Genomic DNA, 21323 nt, shown 5'->3' on the forward strand with positions numbered 1-21323 from the left:
AATTGACTAATAAAAGTAATAAATTCAATTTAAATACTTTCATACATTTTTTTTAATAACTAAATAGTACGTTTTAAATAAACTCGATTCGTTTGTAGTTGTTACTTTTATCATTCCTTATAAAAGATTTCACTTGCAACAATTAAAATTATTTTCCCTAATTGCAGATTCAGAAAAGAACTTACTTCCAAGAGATGGCGAGGTTAATTATTTCGGAAAAATATTTTCTGAAGAAGTGGCAAACCGTTATTTCGAAATTCTTCTAAATTCTATTTCTTGGAAAAATGATGAAGCATTCATCTTTGGAAAAAAAATTATCACAAAACGAAAAGTAGCTTGGTACGGTGATAAGGAATTTAATTATACCTATTCAAAAACAACAAAAAAAGCGCTTCCATGGACACCAGAATTACTTGAGCTTAAAAGGTATATTGAAAAGAAAAGTGGTGAAACTTATAACAGTTGCTTACTTAACTTATACCACACTGGTGCAGAAGGAATGGCTTGGCATAGTGATGATGAAAAAGATTTAAAAAAGAATGGAGCCATTGCTTCTGTTAGTTTTGGTGCAGCGCGTAAATTCGCTTTTAAGCACAAAGAAACCAGAGAAACGATTTCTGTAAACTTAGAACACGGTAGCTTATTAGTAATGAAAGGTGAAACTCAAACCTATTGGTTACATCGATTACCGCCAACTAAAAAAATAAATTCAGCAAGGATCAATCTGACGTTTAGAACTATTGTAGATTAATTTTTAAAGTTTATCAACTACAACACTTACGTATAAATGATTTTATTGATTAGAATAATTCATTTGTATCTTTGATGAAAAAACATAAACCTATGAGACTCCTTCCTATAATTGGATTTCTTTTCATTTTTATTTCCTGCAAGCAAGAAGAAAAACAACTTACAGCGCAACAGATTATTGACAAAACAATTGAAACTGCTGGAGGAGATAAATACGACAAGGCCAAAATTGAATTCACTTTTCGTAAAAATAAATACACTAGCGAAAGAAAAAACGGTCTTTATAAATTAACCCGAACAATAAACGATTCTTTAGGAGAAACTTTTGATGTGCTTACAAATAGTAGCTTTGAAAGACAAGTTGATGGTGTAAAAGTAAGCTTGTCCGACTCACTCTCGAATCTGTATTCCAATTCGGTAAATTCTGTACATTATTTTGTGCAACTACCCTACGGTTTGAATGATGAAGCCGTAAATAAAAAATTAGTTGGAGAGGCTGAGATTAAAGGCAAGAAATACTACGAAATTGAAGTAACGTTCGCCCAAGAAGGCGGTGGAGAGGATCACGAAGATATTTATATGTATTGGATAAATAAAGATGATTTTACTACGGACTATCTCGCTTATAAATTCTACACTGGAAAAGGTGGCATTCGTTTTAGAGAAGCTTTCAACCCAAATTTTGTAAAGGGAATACGTTTTGTTGATTACAAAAACTACAAAGCTGAACCTTGGGAAAATGTAGATATGAAATCTCTAGACGAGCTCTTTACTCAAGGAAAATTAGAGTTGCTTTCAGAAATAATTACAGAAGATATTTCAGTCGATATTATAGAATAAAAAAACTCGGTCTTTAAAAATAAAGACCGAGTTTTATACATACTAATCGAGAGCTTTATTTCACAAAGAACACTGCATTGGCTAGAAACAGTTTTCCATTCTGCCAAAACGAACGGAAGGAAACATCGTCAACCATATAAACTACACTACCACTACCCTTCTTTGCCTGAGCAAAAACAATAGAGTTTTTAAGTGAAGCTTTTGCATGTTCACCAGTAAATCCAGAAACACTTACAGCGTCTCCTTCAATGTAACCAACATTATATCCATCCTCTAAAAACTTGTAAGACTTATTACCCAATTTCATACTGTAATAAGTATCGTCATAACCAAAAGCTAAAGGGTGAGTGTTGTCTAACTTCACTTTAAAAATACTTCCAGTAATCATATCCTTAGTACTTTCCATCTCACGTTCAGCATAAGGTATTAAGTTTTTATCTGAAGCTTCATCTTCTTTTTCCTCATCGTTTTCAGAAGCATTTTTGTTTAAATCAAAACCTTTTTTACCTTCAAAAAGAGCTACAGCATTTCCTATAGCTATTAAATTACCGCCTTGGCTAACCCAATCTTCAAGTATTTTAAAGTTGTCATCGTTTAAAATTGAGTTGTAATTTCCTTCTGGTAATATTAAAACATCGTACTCACTCCACTTAACCCTTCCTACACTTTCTGTATTTATTGAAGTGATAGGATATTTTAATTGAGTTTCAAAAAAGTGCCAAAGGGCTCCATAATTTAATGAAGAGGTTCCTGCACCTTGAAGCATTGCAACTTTTTTATTCTTAATTAAATGCACGTACTGTGATCCAAAATCTGTCAACTCATCAGCATAACTAGTTGGGGAAGCATAAAGCTCTCGCTCCATTCTATTGGCTATTTCGATAAGTTTTGTATCAAATTCTGAATTCGTTTTATTGTCGCTTCTTGTGATAATTAAACTCCCTCGACCAAAGCTATTTCCATTAAAGCCAAGTTCTTTTTCTGAAAAACGTACTTTAATGTTATTCTTTAATAATTCAGAAAGAAATGTAGCGTCTTGTAAACTATTCCACTTAGCTATATAACCAGCGGCATTAGGAGAAGCAATATTCGAAACTGCTGATTTCTTCACTGTGCTGTTAGCAGGAACCAAACTAGTACTCGCAATGCCATCCAACCCAAAAGCATAAGGCAAGCTCCATGCTGTAATATCGTAAGTAATTGGGGTTGACAGTGATGTTGTAGGTTCAAAAAGCACTTGTACCATCTTCCCTTTAGGTTGATTTGTACTAACCACTAAAGCATCTTTAGCGTCTATTGTTGCATTTTTTGATGTTGAATAGCTAAAACCTTTTACTTTACCGCCATCTGCAAATCCGTATTTAATATCGTGACGATCTAACATTTCGGTTAGACTTTTAATTTTATCTGCATTTCCTTTTAATACAAAACTCTTGAATTTTAGATTGTCATTTTGAAAGAATTTTCCGAATTCTGAATTAAGAGTTTTCGCTTGTTTTGAAGCAACTTCAATAGTTGATAATCCTGTTGTGGTATGATGAGCAACACGATCTACAAGTGTAAGTTCAATATTTTCATCATTCATAATACCTAATCCAGCCATACCGTGCCCAGCTTGCTCATAAGTCATCCCAATGGCTCCCATATACATTGGGTAAGTATCGCCATAACTTGGGTACAATAAGTCAAAACTCTCACGGGTGAAGTATAACCATCCATTTTCATCAAAATACTTGGCATTATTCTTTCCTATTTGATGTTGAAAGTCGCGTTGCCAAGGAGTAATTATTTCGTGATATGGCTCTGCTCCTGGCGCAAAATAATATGGGTTATTTATAAACTGTTCGTGAAAATCTACGTGTAGATGCGGCATCCACTGATTGTATATTTTTAAACGTTGTTGCGTTTCTACCTGACTTGCCCACATCCAATCGCGATTTAAATCGAATAAATAATGGTTTGGTCGTCCACTTGGCCAAGGCTCTTTATGCTCTGTAGCGTCTTGCGAAGTGTTATAAGGTTTAGCTTGCACTTGATTGTACCAATTTACATATCTATCTCGCCCATCTGGATTAACACCAGGATCCATAATTATAACAGTATTTTGAAGATAATCTTGGTGTTCTGTCAGTAACTTATAGATTGTATTCATTGCTGCTTCACTACTACTCGCTTCATTTCCGTGTACATTGTAGCTTAACCAAACAATAGCTTTCTCAGGGTTTGCATTTCCTGAAATAATTCCAGCATTTTTTAAATTATCAGTACGAATCTTTTCAATGTTTTTAAGATTCTCTTCAGAAGAAATAATGGCATAGGTCAATCTTCTACGCTCGTTTGTAATTCCATAATCGGAATATTGAACAAGCGAACTATTTTCAGCAACGTGTTCAAAATATGCAACTACATCGGCGTGTCTTGAAAAATGAGTACCTATTTCATAACCTAAAAATTCGGCAGGTGATTTTAACTGCGCGAATATAAAAACAGGAAAAATTAAAAATAAAATAATGAGAAAACGATTCATTCTGAAAGTGTTTAAAATAAATGATAAAGCTAAAGAAACAATTTGAAATAATGCTATTGAATTTAGAGCAAAGACAAGGCTTAACCCTATTAATAGCTGAAATTTAATTAGCAGTAAGTTTCAATAATTGATAGCTAATTAATTAAAGGTAAATGAATGAGATAGGTTTGTTTGTAACAACTTAATAAAACAAGGTAAACTTTAATTTACTCTCTATTTTTCTTTGGAAAAGTTTCCTCTAAAGCAACTTGTCCGTCTTTGTAATATTTCCAAAGTCCATGCTTTTTACCGTGTTTGTAGTGGCCTTCAATTACAACATTTCCATAAGCATCGTAGTAAAAAACCTGTCCGTGAATTTGGTCATTAGTATGAGGAAGTTTTTTAAGAAGCACCCCCTCAACTGAGTAATAATTGTCTTCTCCGTCCTTTTTCCCGTGCTTGTAATCGGTTTCCTGGGTTATTTTTCCATTTGGGTAATAGGTTATAACTTTTCCGTGAAGTTCATCGTTAAGATAGTTTTCTCGAGACATAACTACCTTAGATTTTTCGTGATAGTAAACCCATTCACCTATTCGCTCTTTACCTTGCATCTTACCTTCACTTACAAGTTTTCCTTTTTTAGTAAAATACTTGACATCGGCAATATTATCACTCTTGTTAAATGTTTTAATTATGGTAGGCTGATTTTTGCAGTCTTCACAATAAAACTTGAATTCTCCAACTTCTTTTCCGTGTTCAAACTTACCTTCATATCGCAATTGTTCCGTTCCAGGATATGTCTTTTTCCAAATTCCGTGACGTTTACCATCTGCATCCATTTGGTTTATATCATTCTGAGAAAAACCTGCTATAGACGAGATAAAAATTCCTAAGAAAAGTAAGGCATTAAGTATTTTCATAGTGTTTGTAATATTTCAATAAAGATAACGAAGAAGCTTTAATTCTATTTTACTATTATTTGTGAATTGAAGAAGGGTTTCTAAATATGCTGAAATATCAGCCTACAAAGAAACCCTTCTTTATTAAGTTTAGAAAATATTATCGTTTTCCAGCTCGCTTTTGTTCCTCAGCCTGCTCCATCATTTCAGCCATTTTACGCTGAAATTTATTTTGCTTTTTTGGTTGCGCTTTTTTCACCTGAATTTTAGCGTGAATCTTTTCTTCATCAATAATGAAGTTTTTGATTACAAGCATAATCCCGATAGTAATAAGGTTTGAAACAAAATAGTACAGCGATAAACCACTTGCGTAGTTGTTGAAGAAAATCAACATAAACAATGGTGAAAGGTACATTATGAATTTCATATTAGGCATTCCTGGTTGCTGCTGTTGCTGCATTGTCTGTCCTGTTGTCATCATCATATAAATGAAGATAGCAATAGAAGCTAAAATTGGGAATAAACTCACGTGATCACCATAAAATGGAATATGAAATGGCAACTCTAAAATTGTATCATAGCTTGAAAGGTCTTCTGCCCATAAGAAACTCTTCTGTCTCAAATCGAATGCCGATGGGAAAAAGGTAAATAAAGCATAGAACACAGGAATTTGCAATAAAGCTGGTAAACAACCCTTCAGCGGACTGGCACCTGCGGAAGTTTGCAACTTCATAGTTTCCTGTTGAATTTTAAGCTTATTGTCCTTGTACTTTTCTTTAATTGCATCCATTTCAGGTTTTAAAACCTTCATTTTAGCCTGAGCAAGATATTGCTTGTACTGAACCGGAGAAAGCAATAGTTTAATTAAAATGGTAAGTACAATAATTGCGATTCCCGCAGGTAAGAAGTCTGATAACAACCCAAATAATGGAATAATAACATACTTATTAATAAACCCGAATATTCCCCAACCTAGCGGCATAGCCTCATCTAAGTTACGGCCGTATTCTTTAAAGATTTTATAATCTGAAGGACCGTAATACATATTCATAGTATGGGCCAACTTTCCACCTTTAGGTTCTATAAGCATTTTAGCTCCGTACTGTTTTGTATATACAGTATCTATTTCTTCATCTTTTACTAAATCTACAGATGTAAGTTTTACCTCTTTAAATGGAGTATCGGTAAGTAGCATCGAACTAAAAAAATGCTGACGGAAATTCATCCAAGTAACATCTTTTTCTAATTCGTCGTCATCACCAGATGGAGATAATTTTGAGTGCTTTTCGCCATCGTATTCGTAGGTTAAACGAGAATATCTGTTTTCATACGAAATACTTTTTGCGTGACGATATCCTTTTAATCTCCAGTCTAAATACATAGGCTGAGATGTATTTAATACACCATCTAAACCTTGACTATTAATACTGAAGTCAAGCATATACTCACCAGGCTTCAAGGTATAGCGATATTCCAAGAATCCATTTTGTGAAGTTTTTAGCTTCATAGAAAGCACTTTATCTTCACCGTTTTTACTTAACGTAGGCTCGAAGTATAAATCTGCTGTGTTTAAATTTCTATTTTCAGCTGTAAACTGAAGGTTTAATGAAGCGTTTCCATCTTTAATAAGATAGATTGGAACAGAATCAAATTTTGTAAAATTCTTTAATCTAGCTTCAGAAATATATCCTCCTTTGTTACTTACTTTTAGGTAAAGAACATCATTTTCAAACACTGTACTTTCATCGGTTGCAGAAGGCAATGTGCTAGAATAAGCAAAAGAACCTAATTGGTTTTTCAATTGCTCATAAGCTAATGAATCACTTGCAGAACCTAGCTTCATTGAATCTGAAATAGCTCCAGCCAATGTTGTGTCTAGCGGTCCTTTTTCTGATGAAATAGCCTCACTTGCTGCAGCTTCAGTTTTTGCTTGTTCAGCTTGTAATTCTTCCTCGGTAGGTTTATTCATATAAAGCATCCAAATAAGGATACCACCAATCAATAAAAAACCTACGAGTGAGTTAACGTCAAATTTCTTTTCTTCCATACTAAGTCGCGGACTTGTACCGCAATCGTTTTAATGCATTCCGAATTTATAATTCGAAAGTTTTAGTTTAATTTAATCGTTTTGTTTCGTTGTAATCTTAGTTATTAACTTAGATTTAAACTTATAAGACAGCTAGGTAAACAATAATCCCGCCTTTTATTGACCTTACGCCAAATTGTCTTAGTTATTTTTTTCTGAATGCTCGTGCATTGCTTTTACAAAAGCCACAAAAAGCGGATGCGGATTGGCAACCGTACTTTTATATTCAGGATGGTATTGAACTCCAACAAACCAAGGGTGACTTGGAATTTCTACAATCTCTACCAAATTGGTGTTTGGATTACTACCTGTAGCAATCATACCTGCAGCTTCTAATTCATCTCTGTATTTATTATTAAACTCGTATCTATGGCGGTGACGCTCTTCAATAGAGTTTGAACTATATATCTTACTAGCTAAGCTACCTTCTTTTAAATCACATTTCCATGAACCTAAACGCATAGTTCCTCCCATATCCTCTAGGTTCTTCTGATCCTCCATAATACTAATTACAGGGTCTTGAGCTTTTGGATTCATTTCGGTACTATTTGCATCCTTTAACTTCAATACATTTCTAGCAAACTCAATAACCGCCATTTGCATTCCTAAACAAATACCCAAGAACGGTAGGTTGTTTTCACGTGCGTATTGAACAGCCGCAACCTTTCCTTCAACTCCTCGTTCTCCAAATCCTGGAGCAACAAGAATTCCATCAAGTTTAGAAAGTTTGTTTCCAATAGTTTTTGCGTTGATGTGCTCTGAATGTATAAAGTCTACATTTACTTTAACTTCATTTTCAGCACCTGCGTGAATAAAAGCTTCTAAAATAGATTTGTAGCTATCTTGTAATTCAACGTACTTTCCAATTAAACCAACTCTAACCTCAGCTTTCGGATTTTTGTGTCTTTTCAAAAAGTCATTCCAATGCTTTAAGTCTGGTTCATTTGAATCTACTAGGTTTAATTTTTTAAGAGTAACCTTGTCTAGGCCTTCTTCAAACATTAAGTTTGGAACATCATAAATTGTAGAAGCATCAATAGATTGAATTACAGCTTCTTGTTTTACATTGCAGAAAAGTGCAAGCTTTCTTCTTAAATCAAAAGAAAGTTCGTGTTCTGTTCTACAAACTAAAATATCTGCACGGATACCACTTTCCATTAAAGTTTTAACCGAATGTTGGGTTGGCTTGGTTTTCAATTCACCTGCAGCAGCAAGGAAAGGAACAAGTGTTAAATGTATAACTAGAGCGTTATCATCCCCCATTTCCCATTTTATCTGACGAACAGCTTCTATGTATGGTAAAGACTCAATATCTCCCACAGTTCCACCAATTTCAGTAATAACGATATCGTAATCGCCTGTTTTACCTAAAAGTTGGATACGCTCTTTAATTTCGTTTGTGATATGTGGAATTACTTGAACAGTTTTTCCTAGGAATTCACCACGACGCTCCTTTTGGATTACACTTTGGTAAATACGTCCTGTTGTAACATTATTTGCTTGAGAAGTTGATACGTTTAAGAAACGCTCATAATGCCCTAAATCTAAATCGGTTTCAGCACCGTCATCTGTAACATAACATTCGCCATGCTCGTATGGGTTTAAAGTTCCTGGATCTACGTTAATGTAAGGATCTAGTTTTTGAATAGTTACACGGTAGCCTCTAGCTTGTAATAGTTTAGCTAGCGATGCTGCGATAATTCCTTTTCCTAATGATGATGAAACCCCGCCCGTAACGAAGATGTATTTTGTAGTGCTCATGGATACCTCTGCTGAAATGATTATACGGGATGCAAAGGTACATTTTTATTGTGGAAAGGAAAGGTTTAAATTTCAAAAATGAAATACTCTATTTTGAAAATAGATATCCGTCAATTGTTAGAATTAAGATATTTTTTTCCCAATTAATAAATGATTTGTTCCATTTACCTTTTTAAGTGAATAAAACTTGAAGTTAATTCCGAAATTATCAATAATTGAGGAAGCTATTTCTGTATCCTTTTCTAAGTTCACTCCTATATTAAAAACCAACTCTCCATTAATACTGATGAGTTTTGAAACATTGTCACAAAATTCCTTTTTGAAAAATATTGAAGGTACAGTAGTGTCTATAAAAAGATCTATTATGATTAGCTGAAATTTATTTTTAGAAGTTTTTACATACTCGAAAGCATCAGCTTGGACAATTTGCAAGGTGTTTGAAGGAGAAATACCGAATTCATCCTTAGCCAACTTTATGATTTCAGGATCGATTTCTACAGCAATGATATTTTTTTGATATTCAAAAGTTTCACGAAGAGACTGGATAATACTACCACCGCCTAAACCTAAAAGCAATAAGTTTTCAACCGACTTTAGATTTACTTTAGTCAAACCTATTTCTAATATTTTTTGAAGTGACCCGTAAGAATAATTTGCGTTTTTTGTGTCTAAAACCCTCTTACCATTAACATAGGAGATTTCTAAAGTACCATTAAATTCAGAAGGAAATTTTCTCGTAATTGGCCAGATGTAGCTTAAAATCTTTTTCATAATACATTTTAATTTTTGCAGCTTTATCCTTTACCAAAAGATACAAAGTTTTACTTTTTGATAAGCTTTTTCACTAAGCCTTCTAGCCCATTGAGTTTAAGCTCGTACATTTCGGCCATCATCCTACCAAGCTTACCCTCTGGGAAACCCTTTTGCTTAAACCATACGAAGTAATACTCAGGAACATTCACCAAATAATAACCCTCATATTTTCCGAAAGGCATTTTATAGTTAGCAAGTTCAATTAAGTGATTAGGGTCTGGGCTATTTCCAATGTTCATATTCGGCGAGCTGTTGGGCGATAAATTTTCGCCAGTATAATTCCTGTTTTTCGTTTCGAGAGTGATCAGTTTCGGCATCAAATCTCGTTTGCATTGCCCTTCTTTTCTGTTCAACTTCTCTGTAAATTTTTTCAATTTCGAATTGCACCCTCTTTGAGAATTGCTTTCCTTCTAAATTCTTTTTAAGCATTCGAGCATGTAATTCTGATATGTCAAAATGAAGCTGTTCGTGTTTCAGAATATGATCATTTACTTTTTCAGGAATATACCAAGAATTACTCGGCTCAAAAAAACTTGATACCGAATAGTCAACACTAACTTTATTATTCTTGATTGAATATGAATACTGAAAGCTTATTCCCGAATTGGTTGTTGCAACAAAACTTGCACTACGTATAGGTTTACCGCGAAAATCCTTCCAGCTAAGCATATAACTTTCACTCCACGTAATTTTTTCAGAATTGTTCTGAGGGAGTGTTAGCAAGAAAATTAATAATGCAAAAAAAAGTTTCATAATAAGTTGAAGCCAATAACATCGTCGAAATTAAAATAATTGACTCTCAACTGAAAAAGAAAGCTGATTGCTTTCTTAGCCCCAATTAAACTCAATTACTTTTTCAATATCCGGGTGAAGACTCTGTATAACAGGGCAACTTCTCCCTGTATTTTCTAATATTTTTCTCGATTTTTCGTCAATACCAGCAGGGAAATTTAGGACTATTTCAATTTTAGAAATACGACGAGGGTTTGCAGCCATGGTTTTTGTTACCATTGCTGTTGTTCCATCCATATTTACATTCATATCTCTCGCCTTAATCCCCATTACAGTTATCATACAATTAGCGAGTCCTGTAGCCACAGTATCTGTAGGTGAAAATGCTTCTCCTTTTCCGTTATTATCGGTTGGAGCGTCTGTGATATAGGTGCTTTTAGATTGTAGGTGTTCGTTCTCTGTACGAAGATTTCCTAAATATGTTACTTTAGAAGTACTCATTCTACTACTTCAAATTTAAGTTCATTATTGTATTTTAGAATATAAGCCGCTTCATTGCAATACCCTTCAGTATCAGACTTTTTATATCGAAATTTATTTTCAATATACACTGTTTGATTTTCAGGTAGTACAGCATCGTAAATATCTTTTTCTGAAGCCATACGCAACAAAACATCGTAGGTTACATCAAAACCTCTAATAGCGTATCTATTCGGTAACACACCGTATTTATTTTTATAGCTTACTAAAAAAGAATTGCGTTCGTCTTCATCTATTTTTCTGTTTACAGAAGGAAATGTAAAATCTAATTTTGCTAAACGTCTACTCGATACTTCGTGCCATTCGTAAGCGTCGTTTTTATCGAAAGTAAATAAGCGAAGCTTATAGCTTGGAGACATTCCAGCCAATACATTTACAGCACTACTAATGAGCACAGGATTTTCCGACTCAAGAACAACCCAATTTTCCATTTCGCTATTTACTACAGCAGAAATATCACTAGAACCTACATATCCTCCACCTCTTGGCACTACTGTTTTTGCAGTTGGAATTGCCGATAGTAGCATTTCTTTTTGTTTAGCTCTTTTTGAATCTGAAATTATAATAATATTTCTACCTGATGAATGCTTTACCAAATATTGAATCATTGTTTTTTCAAGAATTGAATTGGTAGGTATGGTTTGAAAAAGATTCTTATTCATAGCCATATCTCTATTGCTTAAAGGAGAAAAAACTGGAATTTTATCTCTCTGAAGCATATCTGAAGCTTTCTCGACATTCTTCTGTAGTAAAGGACCAATTACGGCATCTACATCTTTAAAGTTTCCATTTGAAATAATAGATGCAACTTTACTTTCACTTCTTTCTGTATCGTAAACATTAAGAGTAACAGGAATGCCTTTATCCTTTGCAAACTCAGCAGCCATTAATGCTCCGCTATAAAAATCTAAAGATACACGAAGCGTAGGATCTCTTTTAATTAGATCGCTATCGCCTTCAGTTGAGTCGTCTGGACTTCCTGGTAAACGAAATGGCAACATAAGCGCTACCGTTTTCATTCTCTTGTTGTCTATTCGGTCTTCAAGATTGATATCGGTATAAACATCGGAAGAAGAGTAATCTGATTCTTTAGGTAGTTTAAGAATCATTCCTTCTTTTAATCCATCTTTTGCATATGGATTTAAAGCAATAATTTCATCTTGGGAAAGACCAAATTTCACTTTCAATCTATAAAACCCTTCTTTTGGTAATACCTCGTAATACTGAAATTTATCTTCGTCGATTTCAGCATCTTCCATTACAGTATCTTCAGGGACAATAATTATTGAACCTTTCTTTAAACCATCGCCTAACTCTGGATTTAGCGCATCTAATTCCGCAATACTAATCCCGAATTTTCTCGCAATTCCAAACTTAGTTTCCTTAGCTTGAACTTTATACTCTTGGGTGCCAGACGGTAATTTATTATCAGCTTCATTGATAATTACCTCAGTACTTTTTGAAGACGCTGGAATTAATATTCTTTCACCGTTTCTTAAGCCTCTTGAGTATAACTCCTTATTTAACCTCTTTATATCATCAACACTAACATTGTATTCTTGAGCTATGCCGTATAAAGTTTCTTTTCGTTTAACTCTATGCTCGCGGTAGTTATTTTTTTCTGTTCCCGAACTAATAATGTTATTAGAAGGAATAATCAATATACTATTTGCCTTTAATCCATTTCTAGATTCAGGGTTCAAATTGTAAATTGTTTCTTCAGAAATATTATATGCATCTGCAATACTCGATACAGTTTCACCTTTCTTAACAGCGTGACTCTTGTATTGTTGTTGAGCTGCAGATCCACAACTAACCATAAATAACAACGTAACTGAAACGTATATTAAACACTTCAACATAGGGATAATCGAATTTTTAAGTTTGTCAAACATAGTCTCAATTTCAGTTAAAATTAAACATGATCTAGGGGTTAAATCAATTTCAGCAAAAAAGAAACATTACAGAAATCTTATTCCCACTCTATCGTTGCAGGCGGTTTAGAGCTGATATCATAGACTACTCTATTAACGCCTTTAACGCGATTTATTATATGATTACTTACTTCTTGTAAAAATTCATAAGGTAAATTTACCCAATCTGCAGTCATCCCATCGGTAGACTCTACTGCTCTAAGGGCAACTACTTTCTCATAGGTTCTCTCGTCTCCCATTACCCCTACACTATTTACAGGTAATAGAATTGCTCCAGCTTGCCATACCTTATCGTATAAGTCCCACTTTTTCAATCCATTTATAAAGATAGCATCAACCTCTTGTAATATACGAACTTTTTCGGCCGTTATATCTCCTAATATTCGAATTGCTAAACCTGGTCCAGGGAAAGGATGTCTTCCTAATAACTCAGGGTCGATTCCCATTTCTTTTCCTACACGCCTAACCTCATCTTTAAAAAGCATACGTAATGGCTCTACGATTTTTAATTTCATAAAATCTGGTAAACCTCCTACGTTGTGATGACTTTTAATGGTTACTGAAGGTCCGTTTACAGAAACACTTTCAATAACATCTGGGTAGATAGTTCCTTGACCTAACCAATCCACACCAGTTAATTGATGTGCCTCATCATCAAATACTTCAATAAAGGCATTACCAATAGCTTTACGTTTCTTTTCAGGATCACTTACATCTTTCAAAGCTTTCAAAAATCGCTCCGATGCATCAACACCTTTTACGTTTAGCCCCATATCTTTATATTGGTCTAGAACGCTATCAAATTCGTTTTTACGAAGCAACCCGTTATTTACGAATATACAGAATAGGTTTTTGCCAATTGCTTTATTAAGAAGAATAGCAGCAACAGTAGAATCTACTCCACCACTTAATCCTAACACAACTTTTCCATCTCCTATTTGCTCTTTTAAAGATGCAACAGTAGTTTCAACAAAAGCGGCTGGTGTCCAAGTTTGAGGTACTTCAGCAATATTCACTAAAAAGTTTTCTAACAATTGCTTTCCGTGCGTTGAATGGTACACTTCAGGATGAAATTGAATAGCGTAGGTTTCTTCGCCTTCAATTCTATAAGCAGCGTTTAAAACATCTACAGTACTTGCTAAACGTACTCCATTTTCAGGAAGTTTCGCGATTGTATCGCTATGACTCATCCAAACATTAGTATTTTCTGGAATATCTTTAAAGAAAACTTCGTCATCTTTAATCATAGATAACTTCGCTCTTCCGTATTCACGTAAGTTTGATGGTTCTACACTTCCGCCATTAAAATGTGCTAAATACTGTGCACCATAACAAACCGCTAAAAGTGGCTTATGGCCTTTAATTTTTGAAAGGTCTGGATGTGGAGCATCTTCAGCACGAACAGAAAATGGACTTCCAGAAAGAATTACAGCCTTATAAGGATCTAGGTTTTCTGGAACTTTATTGTAAGGGTGGATTTCGCAGTAAATATTCAACTCTCTAACGCGTCTAGCGATTAATTGAGTGTATTGCGATCCAAAATCTAAAATGAGGACATTATTTTGCATAGGCAAAAATACTGTAAATTGTTAATTTGGTTAAACTGTTGTGAGTAATTTTTCAATGTATTTTCAACAAAAGTATAATTGTTGATTTGCTATTCTTTTAATTTCATTTAAAAAATCACGAACACACGAGTTTTTATAATCCTTCGTGCATTCGTGATTCTTCATTTAGCATAAATTAAAGCGTTTCTTTTAACCAGCTAAAGAACTCTCGTTGCCATACCAACGCATTTTGTGGTTGAAGCACCCAATGATTCTCTTCTGGAAAATAAAGAAGTTTACTTTTTATATTTTGTAATTGCGCTGCTTGGAACGCTTGTAATCCTTGCTCAATAGGCACACGGTAGTCTTTACCACCTTGTACAATTAAAATTGGAGTATCCCATTTATCAACATAGTTAATTGGGTTGAACTCATTGTATGTTTTCTGTGCTACTTCATTTTCTTTCTCCCAATAAGCACCACCCATATCGTGGTTTACGAAGAATAACTCTTCAGTGGTACCATACATTGATTGGTTGTCGAAAACACCGTCATGAGCGATAAAAGATTTGAAACGACCTTCGTGATTTCCGGCAAGCCAGAAAACTGAATAGCCACCAAAACTTGCACCAACAGCACCAAGTCTATCATTATCTACATAAGGCTCTTTAGCAATAGCATCAATAGCATCTAGGTAATCTTGCATTGCACCACCACCCCAGTCGCCGCTAATTGCTTCATTCCATTCTACACCGTGACCTGGCATTCCTCTTCTATTAGGAGCTACAACAATATAACCTTGCGATGCCATTAATTGGAAATTCCAACGAAATGAGTAAAATTGAGATAAAGGAGACTGTGGTCCACCCTGAGCATAAAGCAAGGTTGGATATTTTTTTGTTTTATCGAAGTTTGGAGGTAAAACCACCCATACTAACATTTGTTTACCATCTTTAGTAGTTACCATTCTTTTTTCAACTGACGGTAAATCCATTTTACCATAAAACTCTGTATTAACTTGAGTAAGTTGCTTAAAAGTTTTTTTCTTTAAATCGAAAGAAAAAATCTCTGTAGCGTGGTTCATATCGGTACGTGTAACGATTAATTGACCATTATTTTCTGCTACTATTCCCGTTACATCAAATTGACCTTGTGAAAGCTGCTCTACTACAGGCATTTTTCTAGATCTTTCAGGATGATCAACTTTAAAAAGTTGTCTTGTTCCATTTACAGGAGCTGTAAAATAAATGTCTTTATTATTGTTTGCCCATATAAAGTTAGCAACAGTTCCATCCCATTGTGCTGTTAGGTTTTGTTTCACACCATCTTTTAGCACTATTATATCATTTTTATCGGCTTCATAACCTGGAGTTTTCATTTGTAACCAAGCTAAAGCACCATCTTTCGAAAATGCAGGGTTTGTATCGTACCCTTTATTTTCTTCAGTAATATTTTCAGTTTTTTTACTTGCTAGGTTGTACTTATAGATATCTGTATTAGTACTTACTGCATATTCTGTACCTGCAACCTTTTTACTTACATAATAGATATTTTCACCTTTTGGGTCCCAAACATAATCTTCATCACCACCAAAAGGAGCTTGTGGTGTGTAATATGGCTGCCCTGGTGTGATATCAGTTTCAGCACCAGTTTTTACATCTTTATAAAAAACGTGATTAAAACTTCCGTCGTTGAATTTATCCCAATGACGGTAATCTAATGCCGTATACACATAAGCATCACTTTTTGGTAAGTCGTTATAAATATCTTTTCCAGTAATGTCATTAACGTGAACTGGTTTGTGCATTAATAAGTATTTCCCGTTTGCCGATAGATTTTTATCTGCTACTTTAACTTCTTCTTTAGTAACTTCTGCAAAATTGCCACCCGTTACTTTCATAGCGTAGAATTTTGAATCGAAGCTATTTTCATCCATATTAGGAGTTGTAACTTTATAAAAAAGCACTTCTCCATTGTCAGAAATTCCAATCGGACTTACTTTTTTTACTTGCCATAATAGCTCAGGCGTCATCGTTTTTTGAGCGAACATGATGCCAGCAGTAAGAAATGCTAGCAGGAACGTTATTTTTTTCATTTCAAAAGTTTTTAAAAATGCAAAGTTACTCAAAAAAACTATGTGGGTTGCACTAGATATAGATAGTAATGAATGTTCTAATTTTTCGTGGTATCTTTGCACACTTTTTAAATTAAGAAATAACAGAAATGCGCACGAAATCCCTAAAGAAAAATAAAATTAATGTAGTAACACTAGGTTGTTCTAAAAATGTATATGACAGTGAGGTACTTATGGGCCAACTGCGTGCTAGTAATAAAGAAGTAGTACACGAAGAAGAAGGAAACATTGTGGTAATTAATACCTGTGGTTTTATTAACAATGCCAAAGAGGAAAGTATTAACACTATTCTTGAATACGTTCAGAAAAAAGAAGAGGGAATTGTAGATAAGGTTTTTGTTACAGGATGTTTATCTGAAAGGTATAAACCAGACCTTCAAAAAGAAATTCCAAATGTGGATGAATATTTTGGCACAACCGAGCTTCCAGGTTTATTAAAAGCTTTAGGTGCAGACTACAAACACGAATTGATTGGTGAAAGAATTACAACTACACCAAAAAACTATGCGTATTTTAAAATTGCTGAAGGTTGCGACCGCCCATGTTCTTTTTGTGCTATTCCAATTATGCGTGGAAAACACCGAAGTACTCCAATGGAGGAATTGGTTGTTGAAGCTGAAAAACTAGCAGCGAAAGGAGTTAAAGAACTTATTTTAATAGCACAGGATTTAACTTATTACGGTTTAGATTTATACAAAAAGAGAAATCTTGCAGAGCTACTTCAAAAGCTTGCAAAAGTTGAAGGAATTGAATGGATTCGTTTGCATTATGCCTTCCCTACAGGATTCCCAATGGATGTGTTGGAGGTGATGCGCAATGAACCTAAGATATGTAATTATATAGATATTCCATTACAGCATATTTCAGATTCTATTTTGAAATCGATGCGTCGTGGAACTACAAAGGCGAAGACAACCAAATTATTGGAAGACTTTAGAGCTGCCGTTCCTGAAATGGCGATTAGAACTACTTTAATTGTTGGTTACCCTGGTGAAACCGAAGAAGATTTCCAAACTTTAAAAGAATGGGTGAAAGAAATGCGTTTTGAGCGTTTGGGTTGTTTTACATATTCTCACGAAGAAAATACTCACGCTTACAATCTGGAAGACGATGTTTCGGAAGATGTAAAAATGGATCGCGCCAACCAAATTATGGAAATTCAATCTCAAATATCTTGGGAATTAAATCAGCAAAAAATAGGTAAGGAATTCCGTGTGGTAATCGATAGAAAAGAAGGTGGATACTTTGTAGGAAGAACTGAATTCGACAGTCCAGATGTTGACAACGAAGTATTAATTAATGCTGAAGATGATTATTTAAGAACTGGAGAATTTTTTAACGTAAAAATTACCGCTGCTGAAGACTTTGATTTGTATGCAGAAGTTGTAAAATAAAACTTAAACATCTTATTTTATATAAAACAAAAAAGCGAGAAATTTCTCGCTTTTTTTGTTTAACTAATCATTCTTTATTAAGAATATTATTTTGAGCAATTAACACTAACTACTTTTTCTTTCTTGTTTTAAAATTTCCCTTAATAGTCGCTTCTTTCTTATTTTGTGAATAAAGCGTACCCTCAAAGGTTCCTTCAGAATGATTTTCACTATGCGAAATTAAGTTAACTTTCACCTTACCTTCTTCTCCGTTCTCGTTTTCATTAAAAGAGCGGTAAGCTTCCTTTCCGAGCGGGCCATCGTGTGATATACTTGTAAGCGTAATCTGCGCATCAAGTGGTTCGTCATAAACTTTGTTTTCTAAAGGGGTTTTATACTTATTCAATTTCAGCATTATAACTATACCATCCTTATCCATATTAACAGAAAGGCTACTGGGAGAAGATAGATTCCCTCTTTGTTTAGGAGAATTTAATTTGATGGTTTTCCCATCTTCTAGCTGTATTTCAACATAGATATCATCGTTGCTTTCTACTATCGAAGAGGCTTTATTATTTGCCCCATTTTCATTGTTTGCATTGTTTTTACAACCTATCAAAACAAGACAGAAAATCCCTATAACAAACAATAAAGGTTTTATTTTACACATAATTATAAACTTTTAAACCATTCTTGGTAGTTGTTACCTAAAAAAGGCACCGGTTTTTCTTTTCCGTTCAATGCTCCCATTAGTCCAATAACCCATAGTACAATTATGAAAATACTACCTAATAATGAAACTATCCACCCCAAAATAGGAATGATACTAATAACGGATAATGCTAAACTCGTAAGCCCTAACCCAAGAGATTGGCGTAAGTGATAGGAGGCAAATGAATTCTTTTTATCGTTGTTCATCAGAAAAGCTATCAACAAGCCAAAGATGGTTATGTAGGCAATAATTGCAATAGTCTTTCCTTCTTCAATAGTATTTGAAGGTTGGCCCTCCTGAGTATTTTCTTTCTCGTACATAATTATTGTTTTTAAATCGACCCTTCATTAATATCAAACTTGTGTTATTAATGAAGGGTCGAGTATAATTAATTAATAATATGAGGTTAACATTTTAGCAATTTATATTTCCTCACAAATATCACCACCAGCATTGTTAGCAAAAGTGAGGTCATTATATACCAAACTAGCGTTACTAGCCATCTTTCTTTCAACAATTCCGCATCCACCACTGTTAGTAATATGAACGCTGTTTAAGGTTAAGTTTACAGCATGAGAAGTTTGTCCTCCTAAAGAAAGACCCCCTGGTTGATTAAACCAATCCCAAGTAGATTGTCCTGCATCGGCTATCACTGCATTCTCAATTTTATTTAAGTTGCTTATACTTTGAATAATATTTATTCCTTTCCAACTACCTTGTCCGTATTGCCCAGAGAAGTTTACTGGATTTTCTGCTGATCCTAACACTTCTAATACAGTATTACCATGATACACTTGGATACCATAATTTTCTGCAAAAACAATATTACATCCTTCGGTAATCTTTAAATGGCCTGGCCTTTCATTTTCTCTATCTTGTCTAACAAATATATTTTCTTCAATAAAGAATGGTACACCAGGATTTAACCATGTGTGTACAGGACCATTTACCTCGTCTTCAATAAATCCACGATTATATATAGATTCTGAATTTACATAAATTTGATTCATTCCATTATCGGCATAAAGGCTTGCCGTTCCGTCTAGAAACTTAATTTTTCTCGCTGCAATTTGCATTGGATAACCTTGATTCCCAATTACAGTATTAGCTTCCCACCCATCTATATTAGCAGATGTACTAACAAAAACTCCATCTCCTTTATTATTGCGGATAATAGTATTTTTAATTTCGACTTTACTTCCATTTACATTTGTCAAAGCAGGTAAGCTTCCATCAGTGCCTCCAGCATATTCTATTATAGTGTGATTTAATATATTATTTAAATCTCCCGAATCCATATAAATTCGATTCCATGCTCCTGGAGTTTGACTTGTACCTGTAAATACTATTGGTTTATCTTCGGTACCATTCGCTATTAACGCACCTGTTCTAGTGTCGTAATCGTCGATAATTAATCCTCCTCCTTGTTCAAATGCGATTGTAACACCTGGCTCTATTGTTAACGGAGCTCTTACTTTAACGGCACATGGCCATATATAATCTATTCCAGAACCTCTATCTTCTAGCACCATTGCTTCAGTAATTGTAGAACAATCTAACACTAAAGGCTCTACTACTGGGTCTGGTTCACCACCATCGTCATCGCTACTACAACTTGTTAAAGCAATAAAAGCTAATGGTATGTATAAAAGGTTTTGAAATTTAAATTGAAACTTTTTCATGTCTGAATTTTTATTGTTTATAGTTATGATATTTATTAATAATTCTAATTATATACCTAAAGTTTCCCCAAAATATCATTTATGGTGTAACCACTTAGGTCGAAATATTTAGGGTCTGACGATTTTTTAAAAGAAGTAATATCCATTATTGAACTAGGGTTATCGCTTTTTTTATCATAATAAATACTTCTAACCATCATTCCTTGTGGGTAATTCTCGTCTATTTTAATAGTCGAAGCTTTTGAAAAATCTTTAATCTGTCCGCCAAAAAGATGGTTTCCACTAAGGTCGATACTAATATCTTTGGTAACCCAAGCATCCATTTTAATATCTTCTTTCGGATTGGTATAAACGTATTTTCGGGCCTTATACCCGTTTACTTCTTTTACCTCATTAGTTCGCTTCCACTCACCATTGCTATCTTCTAAATCAGCTTGATCTCCCGCCATTTTCTCGGCCATTTTCTGAAAATTTATCATTGGCATTTTCATCGCTGTTTTTTCTTTTTGATTCACCATATACGTGGCCGCACCCTTATAATCAAATAGCATTCGACTTTCATTTTTATCACCTTCATTCATAATCATACATTCGCCAGTTTCACCAAAAACCATTTTTGCAGTATTAGTGTCGTCTAATTTTCCGTTCTTTTTAAACGATTGCATTTTCATCACTAATGTTGCTTGTACAGGGTTCTCTGGCACTGGATAGCGTGTATCATTTTCATAAGTAATATCTTCTATCGCTTTGCGCCCTTTCTCCCTTTGTGGCTCTGCATGCTTCTCGCGCATGTCTTTTTCAACTTTCTGTTGAATTTTTCTTTTAATAAAACCTCGTTGTCCTTGCACTGGCGCTATAAAAGCTAACAACATTAAAGTTGTCACTATAGCTGTATAAATCTTTTTCATGATATTATTTTTTATTCTTTTATAAAGAATTCCACAAACAAACCTATCGATGCTGTTAGAGTATTACAACCCCTAATTAGAATTTGGAGGTTATGATTTAGAATTT

General features: G+C 34.2%; 18 protein-coding genes. 3 read left to right on the forward strand and 15 right to left on the reverse strand.

From position 1 onward, the window contains the following. Positions 1–133: 133 nt before the first annotated feature. Positions 134–751, forward strand: a complete 618-nt coding sequence (locus tag FHP04_RS10335; RefSeq protein ID WP_139856034.1) for an alpha-ketoglutarate-dependent dioxygenase AlkB family protein — start codon at positions 134–136, stop codon at positions 749–751. Between the two features lie 92 nt (positions 752–843). Then, entirely contained in the window at positions 844–1590 is a 747-nt protein-coding gene (locus FHP04_RS10340) for a DUF6503 family protein (RefSeq protein ID WP_139856035.1), read from the forward strand. A gap of 55 nt (positions 1591–1645) precedes the next feature. Here the strand turns inward: FHP04_RS10340 and FHP04_RS10345 are convergent, their stop codons facing one another. The 11 genes from FHP04_RS10345 to FHP04_RS10395 all read right to left on the reverse strand — a co-directional run bounded on the left by FHP04_RS10345 (position 1646) and on the right by FHP04_RS10395 (position 16503). Then, positions 1646–4117: a M14 metallopeptidase family protein gene (locus tag FHP04_RS10345; RefSeq protein WP_139856036.1), complete on the reverse strand. Its 2472-nt coding sequence runs from the start codon at positions 4115–4117 to the stop codon at positions 1646–1648. A gap of 206 nt (positions 4118–4323) precedes the next feature. Continuing rightward, positions 4324–5016 (reverse strand): toxin-antitoxin system YwqK family antitoxin, encoded by a 693-nt coding sequence (locus tag FHP04_RS10350; RefSeq protein WP_139856037.1) that lies wholly within the window; start codon positions 5014–5016, stop codon positions 4324–4326. Positions 5017–5155: 139 nt separating this feature from the next. Continuing rightward, a complete protein-coding gene (gene yidC / locus FHP04_RS10355) occupies positions 5156–7042 on the reverse strand; it encodes a membrane protein insertase YidC (RefSeq protein WP_139856038.1) in 1887 nt (628 codons plus the stop codon). A gap of 180 nt (positions 7043–7222) precedes the next feature. Further along, positions 7223–8842 (reverse strand): CTP synthase, encoded by a 1620-nt coding sequence (locus tag FHP04_RS10360; RefSeq protein ID WP_139856039.1) that lies wholly within the window; start codon positions 8840–8842, stop codon positions 7223–7225. 123 nt (positions 8843–8965) lie between these two features. Further along, positions 8966–9613 carry a spermidine synthase gene (locus FHP04_RS10365; RefSeq protein ID WP_139856040.1) on the reverse strand — a complete coding sequence of 216 codons (648 nt, stop codon included), beginning with the start codon at positions 9611–9613 and terminating at the stop codon, positions 8966–8968. Between the two features lie 50 nt (positions 9614–9663). After that, the gene (locus FHP04_RS10370) at positions 9664–9894 is read right to left on the reverse strand and encodes a DUF3820 family protein (protein WP_139856041.1); all 231 of its coding nucleotides are present in this window, start codon (positions 9892–9894) and stop codon (positions 9664–9666) included. Continuing rightward, positions 9878–10408, reverse strand: a complete 531-nt coding sequence (locus tag FHP04_RS10375) for a DUF922 domain-containing protein (RefSeq protein ID WP_139856042.1) — start codon at positions 10406–10408, stop codon at positions 9878–9880. The genes FHP04_RS10370 and FHP04_RS10375 overlap by 17 nt, the downstream gene beginning before the upstream one ends. 75 nt (positions 10409–10483) lie before the next feature. Further along, on the reverse strand, positions 10484–10888 hold the full coding sequence (locus tag FHP04_RS10380) for an OsmC family protein (protein ID WP_139856043.1): 405 nt from the start codon (positions 10886–10888) through the stop codon (positions 10484–10486). Continuing rightward, the gene (locus FHP04_RS10385) at positions 10885–12822 is read right to left on the reverse strand and encodes a LysM peptidoglycan-binding domain-containing protein (protein ID WP_139856044.1); all 1938 of its coding nucleotides are present in this window, start codon (positions 12820–12822) and stop codon (positions 10885–10887) included. The genes FHP04_RS10380 and FHP04_RS10385 overlap by 4 nt, the downstream gene beginning before the upstream one ends. A 77-nt stretch (positions 12823–12899) precedes the next feature. After that, on the reverse strand, positions 12900–14429 hold the full coding sequence (guaA, locus tag FHP04_RS10390; RefSeq protein ID WP_139856045.1) for a glutamine-hydrolyzing GMP synthase: 1530 nt from the start codon (positions 14427–14429) through the stop codon (positions 12900–12902). Positions 14430–14604: 175 nt separating this feature from the next. Continuing rightward, positions 14605–16503 carry a S9 family peptidase gene (locus tag FHP04_RS10395; protein ID WP_139856046.1) on the reverse strand — a complete coding sequence of 633 codons (1899 nt, stop codon included), beginning with the start codon at positions 16501–16503 and terminating at the stop codon, positions 14605–14607. A gap of 128 nt (positions 16504–16631) precedes the next feature. Here FHP04_RS10395 and rimO point away from each other — a divergent pair, with 128 nt between their 5' ends. Then, positions 16632–17936, forward strand: coding sequence for a 30S ribosomal protein S12 methylthiotransferase RimO (rimO, locus tag FHP04_RS10400; RefSeq protein WP_139856047.1), 1305 nt, complete (start codon positions 16632–16634; stop codon positions 17934–17936). Positions 17937–18045: 109 nt separating this feature from the next. Here rimO and FHP04_RS10405 read toward each other — a convergent pair whose 3' ends face one another. The 4 genes from FHP04_RS10405 to FHP04_RS10420 all read right to left on the reverse strand — a co-directional run bounded on the left by FHP04_RS10405 (position 18046) and on the right by FHP04_RS10420 (position 21217). Then, on the reverse strand, positions 18046–18585 hold the full coding sequence (locus FHP04_RS10405) for a hypothetical protein (protein ID WP_139856048.1): 540 nt from the start codon (positions 18583–18585) through the stop codon (positions 18046–18048). 2 nt (positions 18586–18587) lie between these two features. Further along, a complete protein-coding gene (locus tag FHP04_RS10410) occupies positions 18588–18947 on the reverse strand; it encodes a DUF4870 domain-containing protein (protein ID WP_139856049.1) in 360 nt (119 codons plus the stop codon). A gap of 102 nt (positions 18948–19049) precedes the next feature. Continuing rightward, positions 19050–20309 (reverse strand): hypothetical protein, encoded by a 1260-nt coding sequence (locus FHP04_RS10415; protein ID WP_139856050.1) that lies wholly within the window; start codon positions 20307–20309, stop codon positions 19050–19052. Between the two features lie 56 nt (positions 20310–20365). Next, a complete protein-coding gene (locus FHP04_RS10420) occupies positions 20366–21217 on the reverse strand; it encodes a hypothetical protein (protein ID WP_139856051.1) in 852 nt (283 codons plus the stop codon). Positions 21218–21323 lie beyond the last annotated feature (106 nt).

Origin of the sequence: Aequorivita sinensis (assembly GCF_006346335.1) — a bacterium.
Taxonomy (GTDB): Bacteria; Bacteroidota; Bacteroidia; order Flavobacteriales; family Flavobacteriaceae; genus Aequorivita; species Aequorivita sinensis.